The 22,171-nt window shown below is 71.1% G+C and carries 21 protein-coding genes; 11 read left to right on the top strand and 10 right to left on the bottom strand.

Annotated elements, in window-relative coordinates:
• Positions 1-12: 12 nt before the first annotated feature.
• Positions 13-2,757, bottom strand: a complete 2,745-nt coding sequence (locus tag ACFWRO_RS09685) for an FAD-binding and (Fe-S)-binding domain-containing protein (protein WP_384506805.1) — start codon at positions 2,755-2,757, stop codon at positions 13-15.
• Between the two features lie 50 nt (positions 2,758-2,807).
• Here ACFWRO_RS09685 and serC point away from each other — a divergent pair, with 50 nt between their 5' ends.
• On the top strand, positions 2,808-3,926 hold the full coding sequence (gene serC / locus ACFWRO_RS09680) for a phosphoserine transaminase (RefSeq protein WP_384506802.1): 1,119 nt from the start codon (positions 2,808-2,810) through the stop codon (positions 3,924-3,926).
• 88 nt (positions 3,927-4,014) lie between these two features.
• On the opposite strand, the gene ACFWRO_RS09675 is transcribed toward serC, so the two are convergent.
• Together ACFWRO_RS09675 and ACFWRO_RS09670 are read right to left on the bottom strand one after the other, a co-directional pair.
• A complete protein-coding gene (locus ACFWRO_RS09675) occupies positions 4,015-4,836 on the bottom strand; it encodes an ABC transporter permease (RefSeq protein WP_384506799.1) in 822 nt (273 codons plus the stop codon).
• A complete protein-coding gene (locus ACFWRO_RS09670; RefSeq protein WP_384506796.1) occupies positions 4,833-5,882 on the bottom strand; it encodes an ATP-binding cassette domain-containing protein in 1,050 nt (349 codons plus the stop codon). Before ACFWRO_RS09670 ends, ACFWRO_RS09675 begins: the two co-directional genes overlap by 4 nt.
• Positions 5,883-5,958: 76 nt before the next feature.
• Here ACFWRO_RS09670 and ACFWRO_RS09665 point away from each other — a divergent pair, with 76 nt between their 5' ends.
• On the top strand, positions 5,959-6,750 hold the full coding sequence (locus ACFWRO_RS09665; RefSeq protein ID WP_384506793.1) for a TetR/AcrR family transcriptional regulator: 792 nt from the start codon (positions 5,959-5,961) through the stop codon (positions 6,748-6,750).
• Here ACFWRO_RS09665 and ACFWRO_RS09660 read toward each other — a convergent pair.
• On the bottom strand, positions 6,713-7,726 hold the full coding sequence (locus ACFWRO_RS09660; RefSeq protein ID WP_384506790.1) for a WD40 repeat domain-containing protein: 1,014 nt from the start codon (positions 7,724-7,726) through the stop codon (positions 6,713-6,715). The two genes, ACFWRO_RS09665 and ACFWRO_RS09660, sit on opposite strands and share 38 nt — an antisense overlap.
• A gap of 166 nt (positions 7,727-7,892) precedes the next feature.
• Between ACFWRO_RS09660 and ACFWRO_RS09655 the strand changes: the two genes are divergently transcribed.
• From ACFWRO_RS09655 to ACFWRO_RS09645, 3 genes are read left to right on the top strand one after another with little or no spacing between them, the layout of a single operon-like run.
• A complete protein-coding gene (locus tag ACFWRO_RS09655) occupies positions 7,893-8,327 on the top strand; it encodes a DUF6083 domain-containing protein (protein WP_384506788.1) in 435 nt (144 codons plus the stop codon).
• Between the two features lie 7 nt (positions 8,328-8,334).
• Complete coding sequence (locus tag ACFWRO_RS09650) at positions 8,335-9,039, top strand: GDSL-type esterase/lipase family protein (protein WP_384506785.1); 705 nt, start codon at positions 8,335-8,337, stop codon at positions 9,037-9,039.
• A gap of 38 nt (positions 9,040-9,077) precedes the next feature.
• Positions 9,078-9,674 carry a hypothetical protein gene (locus ACFWRO_RS09645; protein WP_384506782.1) on the top strand — a complete coding sequence of 199 codons (597 nt, stop codon included), beginning with the start codon at positions 9,078-9,080 and terminating at the stop codon, positions 9,672-9,674.
• A 77-nt stretch (positions 9,675-9,751) separates the two neighbouring features.
• Here the strand turns inward: ACFWRO_RS09645 and ACFWRO_RS09640 are convergent, their stop codons facing one another.
• Positions 9,752-10,222: a carboxymuconolactone decarboxylase family protein gene (locus ACFWRO_RS09640; RefSeq protein WP_384506780.1), complete on the bottom strand. Its 471-nt coding sequence runs from the start codon at positions 10,220-10,222 to the stop codon at positions 9,752-9,754.
• Between the two features lie 79 nt (positions 10,223-10,301).
• On the opposite strand from ACFWRO_RS09640, the gene ACFWRO_RS09635 reads away from it, so the two are divergent.
• Both ACFWRO_RS09635 and ACFWRO_RS09630 read left to right on the top strand, forming a co-directional pair.
• On the top strand, positions 10,302-10,817 hold the full coding sequence (locus ACFWRO_RS09635) for a MarR family winged helix-turn-helix transcriptional regulator (protein WP_384506777.1): 516 nt from the start codon (positions 10,302-10,304) through the stop codon (positions 10,815-10,817).
• An 83-nt stretch (positions 10,818-10,900) separates the two neighbouring features.
• Entirely contained in the window at positions 10,901-11,890 is a 990-nt protein-coding gene (locus ACFWRO_RS09630; protein WP_384506774.1) for an aldo/keto reductase, read from the top strand.
• A gap of 153 nt (positions 11,891-12,043) precedes the next feature.
• On the opposite strand, the gene thpR is transcribed toward ACFWRO_RS09630, so the two are convergent.
• Positions 12,044-12,625 (bottom strand): RNA 2',3'-cyclic phosphodiesterase, encoded by a 582-nt coding sequence (thpR, locus tag ACFWRO_RS09625; RefSeq protein ID WP_384506772.1) that lies wholly within the window; start codon positions 12,623-12,625, stop codon positions 12,044-12,046.
• Between the two features lie 59 nt (positions 12,626-12,684).
• Positions 12,685-14,898, bottom strand: coding sequence for an FG-GAP repeat domain-containing protein (locus tag ACFWRO_RS09620; protein WP_384506770.1), 2,214 nt, complete (start codon positions 14,896-14,898; stop codon positions 12,685-12,687).
• A gap of 111 nt (positions 14,899-15,009) precedes the next feature.
• Between ACFWRO_RS09620 and ACFWRO_RS09615 the strand changes: the two genes are divergently transcribed.
• Positions 15,010-15,525 (top strand): GNAT family N-acetyltransferase, encoded by a 516-nt coding sequence (locus tag ACFWRO_RS09615; protein WP_384506767.1) that lies wholly within the window; start codon positions 15,010-15,012, stop codon positions 15,523-15,525.
• 70 nt (positions 15,526-15,595) lie between these two features.
• On the opposite strand, the gene ACFWRO_RS09610 is transcribed toward ACFWRO_RS09615, so the two are convergent.
• Positions 15,596-16,933 (bottom strand): MFS transporter, encoded by a 1,338-nt coding sequence (locus ACFWRO_RS09610; RefSeq protein WP_384506764.1) that lies wholly within the window; start codon positions 16,931-16,933, stop codon positions 15,596-15,598.
• Positions 16,934-16,985: 52 nt separating this feature from the next.
• Positions 16,986-17,429, bottom strand: coding sequence for a MarR family winged helix-turn-helix transcriptional regulator (locus ACFWRO_RS09605; RefSeq protein WP_384506762.1), 444 nt, complete (start codon positions 17,427-17,429; stop codon positions 16,986-16,988).
• A 132-nt stretch (positions 17,430-17,561) separates the two neighbouring features.
• Between ACFWRO_RS09605 and ACFWRO_RS09600 the strand changes: the two genes are divergently transcribed.
• Entirely contained in the window at positions 17,562-17,771 is a 210-nt protein-coding gene (locus tag ACFWRO_RS09600) for a ribbon-helix-helix protein, CopG family (RefSeq protein ID WP_384506759.1), read from the top strand.
• A gap of 3 nt (positions 17,772-17,774) precedes the next feature.
• On the opposite strand, the gene ACFWRO_RS09595 is transcribed toward ACFWRO_RS09600, so the two are convergent.
• Complete coding sequence (locus ACFWRO_RS09595; RefSeq protein WP_384506757.1) at positions 17,775-19,226, bottom strand: NCS2 family permease; 1,452 nt, start codon at positions 19,224-19,226, stop codon at positions 17,775-17,777.
• Positions 19,227-19,366: 140 nt separating this feature from the next.
• Here ACFWRO_RS09595 and ACFWRO_RS09590 point away from each other — a divergent pair, with 140 nt between their 5' ends.
• A complete protein-coding gene (locus tag ACFWRO_RS09590) occupies positions 19,367-19,642 on the top strand; it encodes a DUF2530 domain-containing protein (protein ID WP_384506755.1) in 276 nt (91 codons plus the stop codon).
• A gap of 105 nt (positions 19,643-19,747) precedes the next feature.
• A complete protein-coding gene (locus tag ACFWRO_RS09585) occupies positions 19,748-22,156 on the top strand; it encodes an HAD-IC family P-type ATPase (protein ID WP_384506752.1) in 2,409 nt (802 codons plus the stop codon).
• Positions 22,157-22,171: the final 15 nt, after the last annotated feature.

Raw genomic sequence — 22,171 nt, 5'->3', positions numbered from 1 at the left:
TGAGGCCCCGGACTACTGCTCCTCGATCGCCTCCGCCAGCACCTCCGCGATGTGACGGGCCCGCCGGCCCGCCAGGTCGTCGAGCTGAGTACGGCAGGAGAAGCCGTCGGCCAGAAGCACCGCGTTGTCGTCCGCCGCGCGCACCGCCGGCAGCAGCTGGTCCTCCGCGCAGGCCACCGAGACCTCGTAATGGCCCGGCTCGAAGCCGAAGTTGCCCGCGAGGCCGCAGCAGCCCCCGCTCAACTCGCCCTCCAGGCCCATCCGTTCACGCAGGCGGCGGTCCGGCCCGTCGCCCAGGACGGCGTGCTGGTGGCAGTGGGTCTGGCCGGCCACCGGGTGGTCGAGACGCGGGGGTTCCCACTCGGGCGCGAACTCCTCCAGGGCCTCCGCGAAGGTCCGTACCGACGAGGCCAGCGTCCGCGCTCGCGGGTCGTCCGGGAGGAGTTCCGGGAGGTCCGTCCGCAGGGTCGCCGCGCAGGAGGGTTCGAGGACGACCACGGGATGGCCGAGCTGGGGCTCCATCACGTCCAGCGTCCCGCGCATCACCTTCCGGGCCCGGTCCAGCTGCCCCGTCGACACGTACGTGAGCCCGCAGCACACCCGCCCCGGCGGCAGCCCCACCCGTACGCCCGCCGCCTCCAGGACCCGTACCGCCGAACGCCCCACCTGCGGCGCCAGGTGGTTCGTGAAGGTGTCCGGCCACAGCCACACGTCCGACACCGTCTCCAGACGCGAACCGAACCACGACACGAACGTCCGCGACGCCACCCTCGGCAGCTCCCGCTCCGGAGCGACCCCCGCGAACCGCGAGGGGAAGACCCGCGCCAGGTTCAGCGCCGGGCCGAAGAGCCGGAGCCACTCCGGAAGGCGGCCCATCGTCACGTGCGACCACGGCCGCCGCCGCCCCGCGTAGTGCCGGTCCAGGAAACGCGCCTTGTACGCGGCCATGTCCACGCCCACCGGGCAGTCGCTCCTGCACCCCTTGCACGACAGGCACAGGTCGAGTGCCTCCCGCACCTCCTCCGAGCGCCAGCCGTCCGTGATCACCTCACCGAGCGCCATCTCGTGCAGCAGCCGCGCCCGCCCCCGCGTCGAGTGCCGCTCCTCCCCCGTCGCCCGGTACGAAGGACACATCACCCCAGGCCCCGACGTCGGCCCCTCCACCCGGCACTTGGCCACGCCCACGCACCGCGCGACCTCCCGCGCCTCCACCGGCAGGCCCTTGAACCGCAGCCCCTCGTCAAGGCGTCCCGGCCGCACCAGCATCCCCGGGTTCAGGCCGCCGTCCGGGTCCCAGACGTCCTTCACCGCGCCGAACAGGCCCACCAGCTCCGGGCCGTACATCCTCGGCAGCAGCTCCGCCCGCGCCCGCCCGTCCCCGTGCTCCCCCGACAGCGAGCCCCCGTGCGCCACCACAAGGTCCGCCGCCGCCTCCGAGAAGTCCCGGAAGCGGCCCACCCCCGCCGCCGAGTACAGGTCGAAGTCGATACGGACATGGACGCAGCCGTCGCCGAAATGACCGTACGGAGTCCCCCGCAGGCCGTACTCCGTCAACAGCGCGCGAAACTCGCGCAGGTACGAACCGAGCCGCGCCGGCGGCACCGCGCAGTCCTCCCACCCGGGCCACGCCTCCACCCCGTCCGGCATCCGCGTCGCCGTCCCCGCCGCGTCCTCCCGGATCCGCCACAGCGCCCGCTGCCCGGCCGGGTCGACGACGACGGCCGCGTCGAGGGCGTCCGCCGAAGCCGCAGCCGCCAGCTCCCGCGCCGCGTCCTCCCCGTCCACCTCCACGAACAGCCACGCGCCCCCGCGCGGCAGCCCCGCCACCGCGTCCCGCACCAGGTCCGCCGCCATCCCCTCCACCGTCAGCGGGCCGAGCGGCAGCAGCCCCGCCACCGCGTCGGCCGCCGCGCTCTCGTCCGCGTACCCGAGGACCACCAGGACCGGCGCGGCCGGCAGCTCCACCAGCCGTACCGTCGCCTCCGTCACCACCCCCAGCGTCCCCTCGCTCCCGCAGAGCAGCCGGGCCACGTCCCCGCCCCGCTCCGGCAGCAGCGCGTCGAGCGCGTACCCGGAGATCCGGCGCGGCAGCCCCTCCGGGTACCCGGTCCGCAGCAGCGCCAGGTTCCCGTCCACCAGCTCCCGCAGCCCCGCCGGAGCCCCTTGCCAGTCCCGGCCGAGGACGAGGGACGAGCCCCCGTACGTCCGGACGTCCATACCCAGCACGTTGTCGGCCGTCGTCCCCCACGCCACCGAGTGCGCGCCGCACGCGTTGTTGCCGATCATGCCGCCGAGCGTGCAGCGGCTGTGCGTGGACGGGTCCGGGCCGAAGGTCAGGCCGTACGGGCGCACCGCGTCCCGCAACCGGTCAAGGACGAGCCCCGGCTGGACGACCGCCGTCCGCGCCTCCCGGTCGACGGAGACGACCGCGCGCATGTGGCGGGTGAAGTCGAGGACCACGCCCGTCCCCGTCGCCTGCCCCGCGATCGACGTGCCGCCGCCCCGCGCCACCACCGGCACCCGGTGCTCCCGGCAGACCGCGAGCGCCGCCGCCACGTCGTCGGCGTCCCGGGGCGCGACCACGCCCACCGGCACCCGTCGGTAGTTGGACGCGTCCATCGTCGTCAGGGCTCTCGCCGTGGCGCCGAAGTCCACGTCTCCCGCCACGACCGCGCGCAGCGCCGCCTCGAGATCCGACCGCTCCTGGTGCCCGTGGTGTTTTCGCACAAGGTCAGGATGTCTCACCTGGCGTCTCATCCGGCGGACATCGTCGGCCGTGTGCGGTGCGACCCGATACGCTCCGCCTCGTGGCTGAGATCCAGATTCCCGCTGACATCAAGCCCGCCGACGGCCGTTTCGGCGCGGGCCCCTCCAAGGTGCGTACGGAGGCGCTGGACGCCCTGGCCGCCACCGGCGCTTCCCTGCTCGGCACGTCCCACCGCCAGGCTCCGGTCAAGAACCTGGTCGGCGAGGTACGGACCGGCGTGCGCGACCTCTTCTCGCTGCCCGAGGGTTACGAGGTGATCCTGGGCAACGGCGGCTCCACCGCCTTCTGGGACATCGCGACCGCCGGGCTCATCGAGTCGAAGTCGCAGCACCTCACCTTCGGCGAGTTCTCCTCCAAGTTCGCGAAGGCCGCGAAGCTGGCCCCCTGGCTGGCCGAGCCGACCGTGATCTCCGCCGACCCGGGCACCCACCCGGAGCCGGTGGCCGAGGCGGGCGTCGACGTGTACGCGTTCACGCACAACGAGACCTCCACCGGTGTCGCGGCCCCGGTGAAGCGGGTCGCGGGCGCCGACGAGGGTGCGCTCGTCCTGGTCGACGCGACCTCCGGCGCGGGCGGCCTGCCGGTCGACATCACCGAGTCGGACGTCTACTACTTCGCCCCGCAGAAGTCCTTCGCCGCCGACGGCGGCCTGTGGCTTGCCGCCTTCTCCCCGGCGGCCCTGGAGCGCGCGGCCCGCATCCACGCGTCCGGCCGGCACATCCCGGAGTTCTTCTCGCTCCCGACGGCGATCGACAACTCGCTGAAGAACCAGACGTACAACACCCCGGCGCTCTCGACCCTCTTCCTGCTCAACGAGCAGCTGAAGTGGATCAACGGCCAGGGCGGTCTGGACTGGGCCGTGGCCCGGACGAAGGAGTCGTCCCAGGCGCTGTACACCTGGGCCGAGGAGTCCAAGTACGCGACGCCGTTCGTCACCGACCCCGCCAAGCGCTCGCAGGTCATCGGCACGATCGACTTCTCGGACGACATCGACGCGGCCGCCGTCGCCAAGGTCCTGCGCGCCAACGGCATCGTGGACACCGACCCGTACCGCAAGCTGGGCCGCAACCAGCTGCGGATCGCGATGTTCCCGGCGATCGACCCGGCGGACGTGCGGGCCCTGACGGCCTGCGTGGACTACGTGATCGAGAAGCTGTAACTCAAGAGGCTGTATCCCCGCTCCGTACGTACGAGGGCCCGGCATCGGACATGGTCGATGCCGGGCCCTCGTGCGTACCCCAGTGGAATCACCGGCTGAGGCGCTGGAACCTGCGTACCGCCAGCGGAAGGAAGACCGCCGTCAGGAGCAGCGGCCAGAGGGCGGCCATCAGGAGCGCGTGCTGCTCCACCCAGCTCCCGCCGGCCGCGCCCGGGTTGCCGAACAGCTCGCGGGTGGCGGCGACCGTCGAGGAGATCGGGTTCCAGGCCGCCACGGGCGCCAGCCAGCCGGGCATCAGCGAGGGCGCCACGAAGACGCTGGAGATCATCGTGATCGGGAAGATCACCGCGTAGAGCGCGCCGGCCGCCTCCGTGTTCGGCAGCACGAGCCCGCACCACACGCCCACCCAGATGAGGCTGAACCGCAGCAGGAGCAGCAGACCGAAGGCGAGCAGCGTGCCGCCGACGCCACCCTCCGAGGTCCAGCCGATGGCGAGCGCGGTCGCGGCGAGGATGGCGAGTTCGGCGGCGGCGACCAGCAGGTCGGAGGCGCCCCGGCCGGTGGTGACGGCGGAGGGGGCCATCGGCATGGACCGGAACCGGTCCATGACTCCCCGCCCGGAGTCGGCCACGACGGCGGTGGCGGTGTTCATGAGCCCGAAGGTCATGGTCATGGTGAACATCCCCGGCATGAGGAAGTCCTTGTAGTCGCCGCCTCCGGGCACCTGCATCGCGCTGCCGAAGACGAAGCCGTAGAGGAGGACGGAGACGATGGGGAAGCCGAGCTGCCAGAGGATGGCGACGGGCTGGCGGCGGTAGTTGAGCAGGGTGCGGAGGACGAGCGTGGCGCAGTCGGCCAGCGCCCAGTAGGCGTGGTGGGCGCGCCGGTTCGTCGGGACGACGGTCGTCATGCGGCTACGGCTCCTTCGGTGGCGTCGGTGGTGGTCGCGTCGGTCGTGGGCGCGTCGTCCGCGCTCGGGCGGCCCGTCAGGGTCAGGAAGACGTCGTCCAGGCTGGGGCGGCGCAGGCCCAGGTCCTCGACGGCGATCCGCTCGTCCCGCAGGGTGCGCGCGACCTCGGTGAGGGCGGCGACCCGGTCGGTGACGGGGGCGTGGACGCGCCGGTCGTCCTCGTCCACGGCGGGTTCGGCCGCCGAGACCCGGGCGAGGACCTTCCGTACGGCCGGCAGGTCGGCGGCCTCCGCGGCCACGACCTCGATCCGGTCGCCGCCGACCCGGTTCTTCAGGCCGTCGGGGGTGTCGTCGGCGATGGCCCGGCCCCGGTCCATGACGGTGATCCGGGAGGCGAGCCGGTCGGCCTCGTCGAGATACTGCGTGGTGAGCAGCACCGTCGTACCTCCCGCCACCAGGGCGCGTACGGCGTCCCAGACCTCGCCCCGGCCGCGCGGGTCGAGGCCCGTGGTCGGCTCGTCCAGGAAGAGGACGTCGGGCGCGAGGATCATCGAGGCGGCCAGGTCGAGGCGGCGGCGCATCCCGCCGCTGTAGGTGCCCGCGTTCCGGTCGGCGGCCTCGGTGAGCTGGAAGCGGTCGAGGAGTTCGCCGGCGCGGACGCGGGCCCGGCGGGCGCCCAGGTGGAAGAGGCGGCCGAAGATCTCCAGGTTCTGCCGGCCGCTGATGCCCTCGTCCACGGCGGCGTACTGACCGGCGAGGCCGATGCGGGCGCGGACGCCGCGCGGATCGCGTGCGACGTCGATCCCGGCGACCTCGGCGCGGCCGCCGTCGGCCTTCAGGAGCGTGGCGAGGACGCGTACGGCGGTGGTCTTGCCGGCCCCGTTGGGGCCGAGGAGGCCGTGGACGGTGCCGGGCCGGACGGCGAGGTCGAAGCCGTCGAGGGCGAGGGTGCTCATGCCCTTGCCGCTCGCGCTCTTACGGCTCCCGCTCTTGCCCTTGCCGTAGTGCTTGCGCAGGCCCTCGACGAGGACCGCGTTTTCGTACATGGAAACCTCCGCTCAGCGAAACTGAGTACACCGTACCCTAATCAGAGTACGCCGTACCCAGTTTTAGAGTGAGGCCATGAGTGAGGCCATGAAGGACGCGACGACGAGCAGCCTGGATCTCCTGTGGGGCACGGGCGAACGCCCCAGCCGCGGCCCCAAGCCGGGCCTCACCCTCGACCGGATCGTCACGGCCGCCGTCGGCGTCGCCGACGCGGAGGGTCTGGACGCCGTCTCCATGCGGCGCGTGGCCACGGAGCTCGGCGTGGGGACGATGTCCCTCTACCGGTACGTCCCCGGCAAGACGGAGCTGCTCGACCTGATGCTCGACCGCGTGCAGGGCGAGTCGTACGAGGACGACCCGCCGGTCCCCACCCACTGGCGGGACACCGTCGAGCAGCTCGCGCGCTCCTACCGCGAGCTCTACCAGGCCCACCCCTGGCTCCTGAGGGTCAACCAGGCCCGCTCGGTCCTCGGCCCGAGCGCGCTGCGCGGTCTCGAACTCTGCCTCTCGGGCCTGAAGGGGCCGCACGGGATGGGACTGAGCGACCCGGAGACCATCAGCGTGATCATCACCGTGCAGAGCTATGTCGTGGGCATCGCGCGGATGGAGAGCCAGGCCGTCGAGGCCGCGCAGGAGACGGGCGTGAGCGACGAGGAGTTCTGGAGGAGCCAACAGCCCTTCCTGGAGCGGGCGATGGCCTCGGGCGACTACCCGCTCATGGCGGCGCTCGCCGAGGACACCTTCGCCCGCGACTTCGACCACTTCACGTTCGGCCTCGACCGCCTGCTCGACGGCTTCGAAACGCTCGTCAGCGGCCGAGGCGACGACGTCAGCGGCCGCGACGCAGGAGGCGCTTCCCGCCGATGACGATCGCGGTCGCGATGCCGAGGACGATCACGCCGACGGTGAAGTTGCCGCGCTCCTCGGCGGTGGTGCCCGAATCCTTCGACCCTTCCTTCGAGCCTTCCTTCGCCGGCGACGAGCCCGGGGCCTTCTCCGGCGGGCGGTCGGCCTCGGGCCGGTCCACCCGGACGACACCGCTGTTCGCGCCCTCCGAGCCGAACATCAGCGCCGAGCCGTCCTTCGTGTACGTCGCCGACTCCGCCTGCCCCTGGAACGGCGCCCCCACGCTCGTACCGTCGCCGTCGAGGCGGCCGTCCTTCCACGCGTACTCCTTGGCGCTGAAGTAGCCGCGCAGGAGCAGCCGGTCGCCGTCCGGCGAGAACGCGCCGTCGGTCACCCACGGCACGTCGCCGACGCGCCGGAAGACGTTCGTACCGGAGGTGGAGAGCCGCTCCGGGCCCGCGTAGAGGCCGCCGGTGTTCTCGTTCTTGCTGGCGATGTAGACCCGGCCGGTCTTCGGGTGGACCATCAGCGCCTCGGCGTTGCGCGGGCCGTCGGCGTACTTCACGTCGTACTGCTTCGCCGTGACCGTCTGGCTCTTGAGCTGCTTCGGCTCGGGGAAGCGGTAGATCCAGACGTGGTCCCAGGTGCCGTCCTTGTTGTCGCCGATGTCGCCGACGTAGATGTCGCCGTCCGGGCCGACGGAGATCGCCTCCATGTCGCGGGGCGTGCCGACGCCCTTCATGGTGAGCGTCGCGACGGTCTCGCCGGTACGGGAGTCGATGCCGTAGATCAGCGGGGCGTCCTGGTCGTTGTGCGTCCAGTAGACGCCCGGGTGGGCGTGGCTGGCGGCGATGCCGCTGGACTCCGTGATCCGGGGGTCCTTGATCGTGAAGTCCTGGTCCGCCCCGTCGGCGGCGAACGCGACGGGCCCCGACAGGAGGACGCCCGAGAGGAGGACGAGAGCGGCGGCCCCGGAGGCACCCAGCAGTGATCGCATACCGTCCAGCCTGCCACGGCCACGGGCAAGTCCGGGAAAGACCGCCGCCGGTCGGACCGTGTTCGGTCGTCCACTCGTTCGGGGGGTGTTCCATGCTTTTCGGATCACCCGACTCCACGCGGGCGTTCACTGTGAGGGACGCACAGGATGGGGAGGTTGTGGCGGTATGGGTGATCCGGTACTCGTCGGGGAGGTACTGACGGGGATGGCGGTGCTGGACGCGGGCGCACCTGTGGACGCGGGTGTACCGGCGCAACGGGACACCGGGGCCGGGGCCGGAACAGCGACCTGTGGTCGGTGCGGCGCGCGTGCCGACTGGCACCGCACGGTCCGGGGCAAGTGGATCCTGATCGAGGTCGGCGAGTGGCCGGTCGGCTCCGTCCCTGCGGGCAGACGCTGGCGCGTCGCGGGCGACGGGACGGCGGTCAACCTCGGCGGCGCCCAGCCGTCCGACACCTGCCGGATCTGCCACTTCGACGTGTGCCCCGCGCAGCCCGCACCACCTACCGGCTCACCCACCCTGCAAGCCCTGCGACGCGAGCACGCCCGCCGCCAGGGTGGCCGGGATCACGTCGCAGGCGCCGGGCGGGCTCCGCGATGATGTGACCATGCGTTTCATGTTCGTCGGCGACAGCTGCACCATCGGACGGGCCGGCGACCACACCTGGCGCTACCGGATGTGGCAGCACCTCGAAGCCACGCTGCCCGGGCGGTACGAGATCGTCGGCCCGCGCACCGAGCTGTACGACTCCGGCGCCGACGCGCCCCTCTCGCACGACTACGCCGACCCCGGCTTCCCCGCGCCCGCGCGCCGGCACCTGGCCGGCTGGGGCGAGGGGTGGCTGCACATGGCGCCGCTGATCGGCGATGCGGTCACGGCGAGCCGGGCGGACGTGCTCCTGGTCTCCCTGGGCCTGATAGACCTCGGCTTCTACACCAACAGCTCCCAGACCGCCGACAACGTACGCGCCTTCGTCACGGCCGCCCGCGCCGCGAACCCGCACGTCCGGTTCGTCGTCCTGCCGGTCATCCCGAACGTCCGCGCCACCTACGACGCGCCCTTCGCCGCCGAGTGCGAGCGCTTCAACGAGCTGCTCGCGAAGGCCGTGGCCGACCTGGACACGGCCGCGTCGCCGCTGCTGCTCGCGACGACACCGGAGTCGTACGACCTCGACCTCGACACCTACGACGGCACCCACCCCGGCCCGTCGGGCGAGCACAAACTGGCGGCCGCGTTCGTCTCGGCGATGCACCAGGCGTGGGGGTTCGGGGCCCCGTACGGAGGGCCGCTGACAGGCCGCCAGGCGACCTGACAGGTCCCGCGCGCGGCTGTCAGGCGACGGTCGGCGGGGTGTCAGCGCGGTTCGGCATCGTCTTCCTCGTCAGGAACGAGGACACGACACCGAACCGCAGGAGACGAACCCCGATGAACACCGACCTCGCCGCCGTCATGCAGCTCCTCATCGCCCTCGCCTTCGTCAGCATCCCGATCGTCCGGGCCCGCTTCGGCCCGGCCGCCCTGACCGCCGCCGACCGCGAGCTGGACCGGCAGGGCATCCGGCCCGGTGTCCTCGCCGAGAACGACATCTCCTTCGACGCGAGCGGCCACGAGACGTGGGCCCCGGTCTCCGTCGCCGTCGTCATGACCGCGCTCGCCGCCCTCAACTTCGCGGGCAGCGACTGGGGTCAGACGCTGACCTGGATCTTCCAGTCGCTCGTCATCGTCATGAACGGCCTGATCCTCTACAGCAACCTGACCGCCGTCTCCTCCGTCCGGACCGCCTTCGAGCGCAAGGGCGACCCCGAGCTGACCCGCATCGACGTCCCCGCCTTCCTCAAGGCCGCCGAGAACGCCTTCCCGGGCTGGGTCCGGATCCAGCAGAACATCCGCCACGCGATCGTCTTCTGCGGCTCGGCCCTCGCGCTGGCAGCGATCGCCGTCGCCTGACCGGGCACGGCCTCCTGTGACGCTCACACGACTCACACGCCTCGCACGCCTCGCACGGCTCACACGGCTCACACGGCTCACGCCGAGCGGGTCAGCCGGTTCGCCAGGGTCGACAGGGTGTAGGCGCCGATGCCGAGGACGACCTCCAGGGCGTTCTGACGGGTGTAGCCCCAACCGAAGAACTTCTCCAGCTCCTCGTCGCTCACAGCTCCGGCAGCGGCGAGGACCTGGTGCGTGAACTGCCGTATTCCCTCCAGTCGTTCGGGCTCGGGGGCCGGTCCCAGCTTGGCGAGCTTCGCCTCGTGGAGCTGGATGCAGAGATGGCACTGATTGCGTACGGCGACCGTCAGGATCACCGTCTCGCGCGAGTGCGGGTCGAGCGTCGTGTCCTCGAACATCGCGCTCAGCTTCAGGAAGCCGTCCAGCGCGTGCGGGGACTCGGCCATGCGGGCCACGGCCTGCGGCAGGTGCCCCCAGGCCCCGGCGACGCGCTCCATGGAGCGGCGGGAGGCGGCGGGGGCGGTCTCAACGGTGTGATCGACGAACAAAGCGACTCCGAAAGGAAGAGATAGAATCGACAACATGGTTGACCATGCGAACGAGAGAAACGTAAACCAGGTTGTCGATATGAGCAAGGGGGAATCCGTGGGATCTGCGGGATCCGCGGATTCCGTGCCGGGATTCGAGCTCCCGCTCCTCCTCTTCGCCGGCTTCCGCACCCTCATCGACCGGCTCCACGCCGAACTCGCGCGCCAGGGCCACCCCGACCTCCGTCCGGCGCACGGCTTCGCGCTCCAGGCCATCGCCGCCGGCGGCCCCCGGGGCGCGACCGCCAGCGACATCGGGCGCCACCTCGGCGTCTCCAAGCAGGCCGCCGGGAAGACCGTCGACCGCCTCCTCGCCGTCGGCTACGCCGAGCGCGCCGACGACCCCACCGACGCCCGCCGCAAGCTCGTCCGCCTGACCCCGCACGGCCTCGACGCACTCGCCCGCTCGGCCGCGATCTTCGACGAACTGCGCGCGGAGTGGACGAGCACCCTGGGCGCCACACGCGTACGGGACCTGGAGACCGCCCTCCGCCAGGTCGTCCCGGCCGAGACCACCTACCGCCTCGACGCCACGAGCTGGCTCGGCGGCACGTGAGCCGGGACAGCCGCCTGGGCGCAACAAGCGCTCCGCGGAACCCCCTTGCCTGAAGCACGCTCCAAGGGCTTGGCTTGGGGACCATGAAGTACACGCAGCTCGGACGCACCGGACTCAAGGTCAGCCGACTCGTCCTCGGCACGATGAACTTCGGCCCGCAGACGGTCGAGGCCGACAGCCACGCGATCATGGACGCCGCGCTCGCCGCGGGCATCAACTTCTTCGACACGGCCAATGTGTACGGGTGGGGTGAGAACAAGGGCCGTACCGAGGAGATCATCGGCAGCTGGTTCGCCCAGGGCGGTGGCCGGCGCGAGAAGACCGTCCTCGCCACCAAGGTCTACGGCTCCATGTCCCGCGAGGGCGACACCTGGCCCAACGAGGACAAGCTCTCCGCCCTCAACATCCGCCGCGCCGTCGACGCCTCCCTCAAGCGGCTCGGCACCGACCACATCGACGTCTACCAGTTCCACCACATCGACCGCCTGACCCCCGTCGAGGAGATCTGGCAGGCGATCGACGTCCTCATCCAGCAGGGCAAGATCCTCTACGCAGCCTCCTCCAACTTCCCCGGCTACAAGATCGCCCAGGCCAACGAGGCCGCCGCCCGGCGCGGCATGGTCGGCCTCGTCAGTGAGCAGTGCCTGTACAACCTCTTCGAGCGGCGCGCCGAGATGGAGGTGCTGCCGGCCGCGCAGGAGTACGGCCTCGGGATCATCCCCTGGTCCCCGCTGCACGGCGGGCTGCTCGGCGGCGTCATCAAGAAGCAGGAGGAGGGCGGCCGGCGCGCGAGCGGGCGGGCCGCCGAGGTCCTCGCCGACTCGTCCTCGCGGGCCAAGATCCAGGCGTACGAGGACCTGCTGGAGAAGCACGGTCTCGAACCGGGCGAGGTGGGCCTCGCCTGGCTGCTCACCCGGCCCCAGGTGACCGGCCCCATCGTCGGGCCGCGCACGGCGGAGCAGCTGGAGGGCGCGCTGCGCGCGGTCGAGCTGGAGCTCTCGGAGGAGGTACTGACCGGCCTCGACGAGATCTTCCCCGGCCCGGGCCCCTCTCCGGAGGCCTTCGCCTGGTAGACGGTCGGGCGCGCTGCCTCGGCCGCCGCCGCAGTCGTCGGGTGCTCGGCCGGGCTACAGGCCGAGCACCGACGACAGCGCGACGATCGCGAACATCAGCACGAGTACACCGGCCATGATCCGGTTACGGGTCTTCGGGTCCACACAACGAGGTTAACCCGGAGGCTCCCCAGTCCCGCCCAGGGGCCATGTGCCGACCGTCTCGTAGCGGGGCTGCTCCCCCGGTACGCCGCCGGCCGGGAGGTTGCTGCGGACGAGGGCGAGCTCGGAGACCTGCCAGCGGGTGCCCTCGAACGGGGCCATCGCGTCGACGTACGGGCGCAGGTCGAGGCCGTCGCGGGAGCGGGCGACCGTCAGATGGGCCTGGTAGCGGCGGTGCTCGTCCATCGGGACGCCCGCGCGGCGGGCGGCGGCGTCGGCGCGCTCGGCGAGCAGCCGCATCCCGTCGAGGTCGCCCGCGGCGCCCGTCCAGAGCACCGCCCGCCCGAAGTGGCCGCCGCCGTGCAGCCGCAGGCCGAACGGGTCCGTGCGGTGGGCGGCGCGGGCGAGCCGCGTGTGGAGGTCGGGGAGCAGCTCCTCGTCGACCTCCCCCATGAACGCGAGCGTGAAGTGCCAGCCGGGCCGGGAGGTCCAGCGCAGCGCGTCGGCACCGGGCAGACGGTCCAGGCGGTCCAGGACCCTGGCCAGTTCGGTCAGCTGTTCCTCGGGCGGCAGAACGGCCGCGAAAAGCCTCATGCGGGAAGTCTGGCAGGCCCGGGTGAGCGGCGGAGGCCCCGCCGCTCACCCCGGTCCGGTCAGAAGACCTGCTTGTACGGTTGCCCGAACGTGTGGACTCCGGCCTGGGTCGCGGCACGGGGCGCGAAGGGGGCCCGCCAGCTACCGGTACCCGCGTAGAAGTACGCCTTGTTCGTCCCGTTCGCACGGACGAAGAGGTCGAGGCGCCCGTCCTTGTTCGCGTCGCCGATTCCGACCAGGTCGGTGTACTCGTTCCAGCCGGCGCCGATCCGGACGCGGGACGCGAACGTGCCGTCCCCGTTGCCGAGGTAGAGCCACAGCACGCCCGCCTTGTCGCGCGCGACCAGGTCACCCGCGGGAGCCCCGGCCACGTTGCCCACGGCCGTGATCTGGTTGTAGATCCCCCAGCCCCAGCCGCTCTTCACCCGCGGGGCGAACGGCGCCGACGCCGAGCCCGTCCCCTTGTACAAGTACAGGTCGCCGGCCTTGTCCACCGCGACCAGGTCCGCCCGGCCGTCTCCGGTCAGATCGCCACCACCGGCCAGCTGGTCGTACACACCCCAGCCGGCACCGATCCGCCGGGGCGAGTGGGTCATCCACAGGTCGTCGCCCTCGTGCAGCCACAGCACACCGGCCTTGTCGCGGGCGACGGTGTCGAACACCTCGGTGCCCGCGATGTCACCCGTGGCCTCGACGCGGTCGTAGGTGTTCCAGTCGCCCGACCAGATCGCCGATGAGTACCTGTAGCCGACGACGAGGCGTCCCGTGGCGTCGTCCCAGCGCGTGTCCACCACGTCGACGTCACCGTCGGCGAGGCGGGCGAACAGGTCGGGCGAGCCGTTGGCCGTGTAGTCGTGCAACTGAGGCGAACGCTTCACCTCGAAGGTCCCGGTGGCCGTGGCGGGCGGCATCCCGTTCCAGGGCCTGGCCGTCACCTTCCAGTCGTACGTGCCCTCGGGAGCGGCCTCCCTGTGCTCGCCGTCGTACCCGATCTCCCCGGCCCAGTCGATGCCAAGCGAACCGTCGGGCAGGACACCTGTGCCGGTGGCACGGGGGCGGACGTCCGTCACGAAGGGCGCCGACCAGTCCCCCGGCGAGTCCCGGCGCTTGAACTCGATCTTGAGGTCGATCTTGGTGGTGGAGAACTTCCAGCTCATGGGTGTCTTGGCGACGCCGTCGAGAGAGAGGGTGGCCGGGACGGCCGCGCTCGTGAAGCTGACCGGGGTGGTGGGCGCCGGCGGCTCGCCGGTGGAGGCGATCAGCTCGGCGGCCGGCTTTCCGTCCGCGCCCAGGGCGATCCGGTAGACGCCCGGTCCACGATCGGCGGTGGTCCCGAGGGCCAGCACCGTGCCGTCGACCGACTTGTGGACGCTCTCGGCGTTGTCGAGGAGCTCGACCGCGGTCCCGTCCGTCAGGGAGTGGGCCATGAATCCCTGGTCAGGGGCGCCGCCGTGGAACAGCTGCCAGTCGCCGAGCAGACCGCCGGAGACCGCCCTGCCGCCGTCCGACGGCAGCGGCACCCGCGTCACCTCCGACGAACCACGTGCGGCGGTGGCGAGGACGGTCTTCCCGTCCGCCGTCTCCACCCACGCGACACGGTCCGCGGTGATGGTGGCGGCCCCCATGGAGACACCCGCACTCAGGGGGTAGGACTGGCTGACGCGGGCACTGGCGATGTCGACGACCACCAGCCGCGTGGTCCGCGTGGTGCCGTCGAACCGGCTGGCGAGCGCGGTCCCCGGCAGGCTGTCGACGACGGAGAACGAGCCGTTCGGATTCAGGTCCTCGAGCCCCACCACGGGGCGGCCGCCCGCCTCCTTGCCGACGAGCCATATCTCGCCGTCGAGGCCCTCGTCGAAGACGGCGGTGCCCACCGCGGCCGTGGCCCGGCCGCCGAACCCTCCGAAGGTGACGGGAGCCGCGCCGGTCGCCATGTCGTACGTCGTCGCGGACTCGGTGCCGTACCGCTGGAGCCTGTCCTTGGTGAGCACCACCACGTCCGAGGAGGAGCCGAGGACGCCGTACCCCGTGCCGACGACCTTCGAGACGCCGTCCGCGTACCGCGTCCAGCGCTCGACGCCGTCCGCGTCCCTGCTGAGGAATCCGGTCTTCCCGGCGCCGAGCACCTGTCCGCCCGACGCCAGGAACGGCACCTTGATCGGCGCGGTGGAAGCCACGGCGGCCGACGCGCCCGTCGACGCGGGAGCGGCCGTGGCCGCAGGTGTGGCGAGCGGCGTGGCGGCGACCACCGCCAGAACGACCCCCACCGACATCACGACACGATGCGACAACCTCGTACGCAGCATTCTCTTCCTCCCCGACCACATCGAATGCCCTTACGACCCCCCGCCCCACCGAAGGGTTGTACGGCTAATGTCGGCGGGATGAAGAGCGGGTTGAACATCCGGAAGGGCGGGGCGGAGGACGTCCCCGCCATACTCGCGCTGCTCGACAGCGCCGTCGTCTGGCTGAACGGCAGGGGCATCGCCGACCAGTGGGGCACCGAGCCGTGGTCCACACGTCCGAAGGCGGTGAGCCTCGTCGAGCGGATCGTGGGCGAGGGCACCCCGTGGATCGCGGAGATCGACGGCGTACCGGCGGGCACGCTGACCCTGACCCCGCACCCGGCGTCGTACGTCGCGCCGGCGGACGAGCCCGAGGTGTACGTCCACATCCTGGCGACCGACGGGCGCTTCCACGGCCGTGGCGTGGGCGCGGCGCTGCTCGCGCACTCGGTGGAGGAGACCCGCCGCCAGGGCCTCTCGCTGCTGCGCGTGGACTGCTTCGCGGGCAGCGAGGGACGGCTCGTGGAGTACTACGAGCGCCAGGGCTTCAGGAGGACGGAGTCCTTCACGGTGGGCGACGGCTGGCCGGGGCAGGTGCTGGAGCAGCGAGTCTGAGCGGCAGGTACGAGCGGCAGTTCTGAGCCGGGTGTGGGCGGCGGGATCGCCCCGCCGCCCACCAACCGCTCTACGCGGCCGTCGCCAGCCGCTCCCGCGGTACGAAGCGGACCCGTGGGTGGCCGTGGTGCCAGCCCAGGGCCATCTTCAGGCCCCCGACCCTGGCCAGGATCAGGCCGATCGTGCCGGCCGCGACGAGCGAGACGAGGCCGCCCGTCGCGAAGCCGACCCTCGGGCCGTACGTGTCCGTGATCCAGCCGAGCAGCGGCGCGCCGAACGGCGTACCGCCCGCGAAGACCATCATGTAGAGGCTCATGACCCGGCCCCGCATCGCCGGGTCCGTCGCGAGCTGGACGGCCGAGTTGGCGGTGATGTTGACCGTGAGGCCGAACATGCCGATCGGGACGAGCAGCAGCGCGAACAGCCAGAAGGCCGGCGAGAGCGCCGCCACGATCTCCAGGACGCCGAAGACCACCGCCGCGACCACCAGCGTCCGCAGCCGGGTGGAGCCGCGCCGCGCCGCGTAGAGCGCGCCCGCGAGGGAGCCGGCCGCCAGGAGCGTGTTCAGGAAGCCGTACGTCCCCGCGCCCACGTGGAAGATCTCCTCGGAGAACGCGGTGAGCCAGATCGGGAAGTTGAAGCCGAACGTGCCGATGAAGCCCACGAGGACGATCGGCCAGATCAGGTCCGGCCGCCCGGCGACGTACCGCAGGCCCTCTCTCAGCTGGCCCTTGCCGCGCGGTGCGCGCTCCACCTTGTGGAACTCGGCGGGGCGCATCAGCAGCAGGCCGGTGAGCGGGGCGAGGAAGAACAGTCCGTTGAGGAGGAAGGACCAGCCGCTGCCGATCGTGGCGATCAGCAGACCGGCGACGGCGGGGCCGACGAGCCGGGCGGACTGGAAGTTCGCGGAGTTCAGCGAGACGGCGTTGCGGAGCTGGTCGGGGCCGACCATCTCGGAGACGAAGGACTGCCGGGTCGGGTTGTCGACGACGGTGACCATGCCGAGCAGGAACGCGACCAGGTAGACGTGCCAGACCTGGACGTGGCCGGAGAGCGTCAGGACGGCGAGCGCGAGTCCGCAGAGGCCGAGGGCGGCCTGGGTGATCAGGAGGATCTGCCGCTTCGGGTAGCGGTCGGCGAGGACACCGCCGTACAGGCCGAAGAGCAGCATCGGCAGGAACTGGAGCGCCGTCGTGATGCCGACGGCGGTGGCGGATCCTGTGAGGCTCAGGACCAGCCAGTCCTGGGTGATGCGGGCCATCCAGGTGCCGGTGTTGGAGACGATGGCACCGGTGAAGAACAGCCGGTAGTTGCGTATGCGGAGTGAGGAGAAGGTTTCCCCCCGCCCGCGGGTGTGGGTATCGGGTTTGTGGACGGGTGCGGAGTCTGCTCCGGGTCCCGTACTCAAAGTGCGTCGCCTCCTCGGCGTAGGGGGTCAGAGGCTGTCCGGCGGACAGCCTCTAGAGGTGGGCGAGCTTCTCCAGGACGGGGGCGGCGGCGCGCAGCTTGGCCCAGTCGTCCTCGTCCAGGCCCTCGGCGAGGGTGGCCAGCCAGGCGTTCCGCTTGCGGCGGGACTCTTCGAGCATGGTTTCGGCCCGCTCGGTCTGGCTGACGACCTTCTGCCTGCGGTCGTCGGGGTGAGGCTCGAGCCGGACCAGTCCCTTGGCTTCGAGCAGCGCGACGATGCGGGTCATCGACGGCGGCTGGACGTGCTCCTTGCGGGCCAGCTCACCGGGGGTGGCCGAGCCGCAGAGGGCGAGGGTGCCGAGCACCGACATCTCGGTCGGGCTCAGCGACTCGTCGACGCGCTGGTGCTTGAGTCGTCGGCTGAGGCGCATGACGGCGGAGCGGAGCGCGTTCACGGCGGCGACATCGTCGGCGGTGCCGTGGGACAGGTCAGGCATGTTCCTTAGCCTAACTCATTAGACGGACTAAATACCACCCGGAATGCCGGTGACCGAATCTGTCACCCAAACGAGTGAGATGAATCCGGAAAGTGACGCACCGGGCCCGTCTGTGCCGCGACCCTGACTGGCATGGGATCGACCGTGCTCAGCCTGCGCATCGACGGTGAGCTGCTCGACCGTCTCAAGGGACACGCCGCCAAACGCGGAATGAGCGTCCAGGACTACGTGGTCCGGACGCTCATCCGCGATGACTTCGACGAACGGTTCAAGTCGGCCGTCGACGAGACGGAGAAGTTCTACGGGCTGGGGAAGCCCGCGGACACGGCTCCTACAGCCTGAGGGCTACGTGAGGCCCAGCGCCGGCATCGCGTAGTAGAAGACGAAGACCGCCGACACGACGTACATCGCCGCCGGGACCTCACGGCCCCGGCCGGCGGCGAGACGCAGCACGGTGAACGCGATGAAGCCGATGCCGATGCCGTTCGTGATGGAGTACGTGAACGGCATCATCACCATCGCCAGGAACGCCGGCACCGCGATGGTGAAGTCGCTCCAGTCGATCTCCTTGACCGAACCGGCCAGGATCAGGAAGCCGACCGCGAGCAGCGCGGGCGTCGCCGCCTGGGACGGGACCATCGTGGCGAGCGGCGTGAGGAACAGCGCCACCGAGAACAGCGCGCCGGTGACCACCGAGGCCAGGCCGGTACGGGCTCCCTCGCCGACGCCCGCCGTGGACTCCACGAAGCAGGTGGTCGCGGAGGACGAGGTCGCGCCGCCGGAGGCGACCGCCAGGCCGTCGACGAGCAGGACCTTGTTGATGCCGGGGAAGTTGCCGTCCTTGTCCATCAGCTTCGCCTCGTCGCCGACGCCGAGGATGGTGCCCATCGCGTCGAAGAAGCAGGACAGCAGCACGGTGAAGACGAAGAGGACGCCAGTCAGCATCCCGACCTTGTCGAAGCCGCCGAAGAGGCTCACCTGACCGACGAGCCCGAAGTCGGGCGAGGCCACCGGATTGCCGGGCCAGGTCGGGGTGGTCAGACCCCAGGACGGGACGGTCGCGACCGCGTTGATCACCATCGCGACGATCGTCATCACGACGATGGAGATGAGGATCGCGCCCGGCACCTTGCGGATGATCAGCGCGAGCGTGAGCAGCGTGCCGAGGACGAAGACCAGGACCGGCCAGCCGGTGAGGTGACCGTCGGCGCCGAGCTGGAGCGGGACGGTGGTGTGCGCGGCGTCGGGGATACGGGAGACGAAGCCCGAGTCGACGAGGCCGATGAGCATGATGAAGAGGCCGATGCCGATCGCGATGCCCTTGCGCAGGCCGACCGGGACCGCGTTCATCACGCGCTCGCGCAGCCCGGTCGCGACGAGCAGCATCACGACGATGCCGGCGAGGACGACCATGCCCATGGCGTCCGGCCAGGACATCCGGGGCGCGAGCTGGAGCGCGACGACCGTGTTGACGCCGAGACCGGCCGCGAGCGCGATCGGGACGTTGCCGATCACGCCCATGAGGAGCGTGGAGAAGGCCGCGGTGAGCACGGTCGCGGTGACCAGCTGTCCGCTGTCGAGCTGGTGCCCGTACATGTCCTTGGCGCTGCCGAGGATGATCGGGTTCAGCACGATGATGTAGGCCATCGCGAAGAAGGTGGCGAAACCGCCGCGGACCTCGCGGGCGACGGTGGAGCCGCGCTCGGAGATCTTGAAGAAGCGGTCGAGTCCTCCGGAGGACGGGGGGCGGTCCTCGGGGGCAGGGGGCATGGCCTTGGCGGTGGCCGTGGTGCTCATGGGGGTTCCTCGTGGGGTTGTGATTGGCGGTTCATACGAAGGAAACCCGCCAGAAGCAAACCGTTTCAGTATGAACACATGAACGAGCGAGCGTCCATCTCCGCGCGTAGACCCCCGGAATCGACGCCTAGACTGACCGCATGGCGAAGTGGACCCCCAAGCACGAGGCACCCCAGCCCCTGGAGGGGCCGGTCGTGGCCACCATCACGGGCGGCACGATCCTCTGGTTCGTGCTCTTCCTCGTCCAGGTCCCCTTCTACGGCTGGTTCGACGACCGCGACCTGACCTGGTGGGTCTGGACGTGCCTGGCCGGGGCGGGCCTCGGGCTGATCGGCATCTGGTACGTACGGAAGCGGGACGCGGCGATCAAGCGCGCGGAGGCGGCGGGCGCTGCTTCGGAGTCACCCATGCCGTAGCACCGGGGATGCCGTAGTACCGGGGAACGATTTCGGTCCTCCCGCGGTCTGATGTTCACCCTGCCCAGCAGGTGAACGCTCGATTCCGGTCGTACCGTCGGAAACATGACTCAGCGGGCGAAGATCGACACCGACGGCAGCGAGAACCCCGCGGACGAACCACCCGTCGTCCACCGGGCCGCCGGACTGACCTCCGCCGAAGTCGCCGAACGCGTCGCGCGCGGCGAGGTGAACGACGTACCCGTCCGCAGCTCGCGCTCCACCGCCGACATCGTCCGCGGCAACGTCTTCACCCGCTTCAACGCGATCATCGGCGTGCTCTGGGTGATCATGCTCTTCGTCGCGCCGATCCAGGACAGCCTGTTCGGCTTCGTGATCATCGCCAACACCGGCATCGGCATCATCCAGGAACTCCGCGCCAAGAAGACCCTCGACGGGCTCGCCGTCATCGGCGAGGCCAAACCCACCGTTCGCCGCGACGGGGCCGCCACCGAGGTCTCCACCTCCGAGATCGTCCTCGGGGACCTCATCGAACTCGGGCCGGGCGACAAGGTGGTCGTCGACGGCGAGGTGGCCGAGGTCGACAGCCTGGAGGTCGACGAGTCACTGCTCACCGGCGAGGCCGACCCGGTCGTGAAGAAGCCCGGTGACACGATGATGTCGGGCTCGTTCGTGGTCGCGGGCGGCGGCGCGTTCACCGCCACCAAGGTCGGGCGCGAGGCGTACGCCGCCCAGCTCGCCGAGGAGGCCTCCCGCTTCACCCTCGTCCACTCCGAGCTGCGCTCCGGGATCTCCACGATCCTCAAGTACGTGACGTGGATGATGGTCCCGACCGCGATCGGCCTCATCATCAGCCAGCTCGTCGTCAAGGACACCGACTTCAAGGAGTCCATCGCCCGGACCGTCGGCGGCATCGTCCCGATGATCCCCGAGGGGCTCGTCCTCCTCACCTCCGTCGCCTTCGCGATCGGCGTGATCCGGCTCGGCCGCAAGCAGTGCCTCGTGCAGGAACTGCCGGCCATCGAGGGCCTCGCGCGCGTCGACGTCGTCTGCCTCGACAAGACGGGCACGCTCACCGAAGGCGGCATGGACGTCACCGAACTGCGCGCGCTCAACGGCAGCGACGAGACGTACGTACGGAAGGTCCTCGGCGCCCTCGGCGAGTCCGACCCGCGCCCCAACGCCTCCCTCCAGGCCATCATCGACGCCTACCCGGACGCGGAGGACTGGCGCTGCACCGAGTCGCTGCCGTTCTCCTCGGCCCGCAAGTACAGCGGCGCGGCCTTCAGCGAGGGCAACGGCGACGCCTCGACCTGGCTGCTGGGCGCGCCCGACGTGCTCCTGAAGGCCGGTGACCCGACCCTCGCCGAGATCGACCACCTCAACGAGCAGGGGCTCCGCGTCCTGCTCCTGGCCCGCACGGCGCGCGAGCTCGACTCCCCGGAGGTCGCCACAGACGCGAGCCCGACGGCCCTGGTCGTCCTGGAGCAGCGCCTACGCCCCGACGCGGGCGAAACCCTCGCCTACTTCGCCGACCAGAACGTCGCCGCCAAGGTCATCTCGGGCGACAACGCGGTCTCGGTCGGGGCGGTGGCGGGAAAGCTGGGCCTGCCGGGAGCCGAACACACGGTGGACGCCCGCCACCTACCGGCGGACCGGGCGGCCATGGCCGACGAGCTCGACCGCAACACCGTCTTCGGCCGGGTCACCCCGCAGCAGAAGCGGGACATGGTCGGCGCGCTCCAGTCCCACGGCCACACGGTCGCCATGACGGGCGACGGCGTCAACGACGTGCTCGCGCTGAAGGACGCGGACATCGGCGTCTCGATGGGCTCGGGCTCGGAAGCGACAAAGGCGGTCGCCCAGATCGTGTTGTTGAACAACTCCTTCGCGACACTGCCGTCGGTCGTCGCGGAGGGCCGCCGGGTCATCGGCAACATCACCCGGGTCGCGACCCTCTTCCTGACGAAGACGGTCTACTCGGTGCTGCTCGCGGTCCTGGTGGTGTGCAGCCAGGTCGAGTACCCCTTCCTACCGAGGCACCTGACCCTGTTGTCGACGTTGACGATCGGCATCCCGGCCTTCTTCCTCGCGCTCGCCCCCAACAAGGAGCGCGCGAAGCCGCACTTCGTGAAACGGGTGATGCGGTACGCGATCCCCGGCGGCATCGTCGCGGCGGCGGCCACCTTCGCCACGTACCTCGTGGCCCGCTCGTACTACAGCGGCCCGGGCGCCCTGGACGCCGAGACGAGCGCGGCGACGCTGACCCTGTTCCTGGTCTCCATGTGGGTCCTGGCGATCGTCGCCCGCCCCTACACCTGGTGGCGCATCGCCCTGGTCGCCACCATGGGCGGCGCCTTCCTCCTGGTCCTCGTCGTGCCCTGGCTCCAGGACTTCTTCGCCCTGAAGCTCGTCGGCGTGACGATGCCGTGGACGGCGGTCGCGATCGCGGCGGCGGGCGCGGCCCTGATCGAACTCACCTTCCGCTGGGTGGACCACAGGTTCCCGGCCTGATCACGTACGTGGGCC

It is taken from the genome of Streptomyces sp. NPDC058579, from assembly GCF_042718575.1.
Taxonomy (GTDB): Bacteria; Actinomycetota; Actinomycetes; order Streptomycetales; family Streptomycetaceae; genus Streptomyces.
This window is presented reverse-complemented; position numbering and strand designations above follow the sequence as displayed.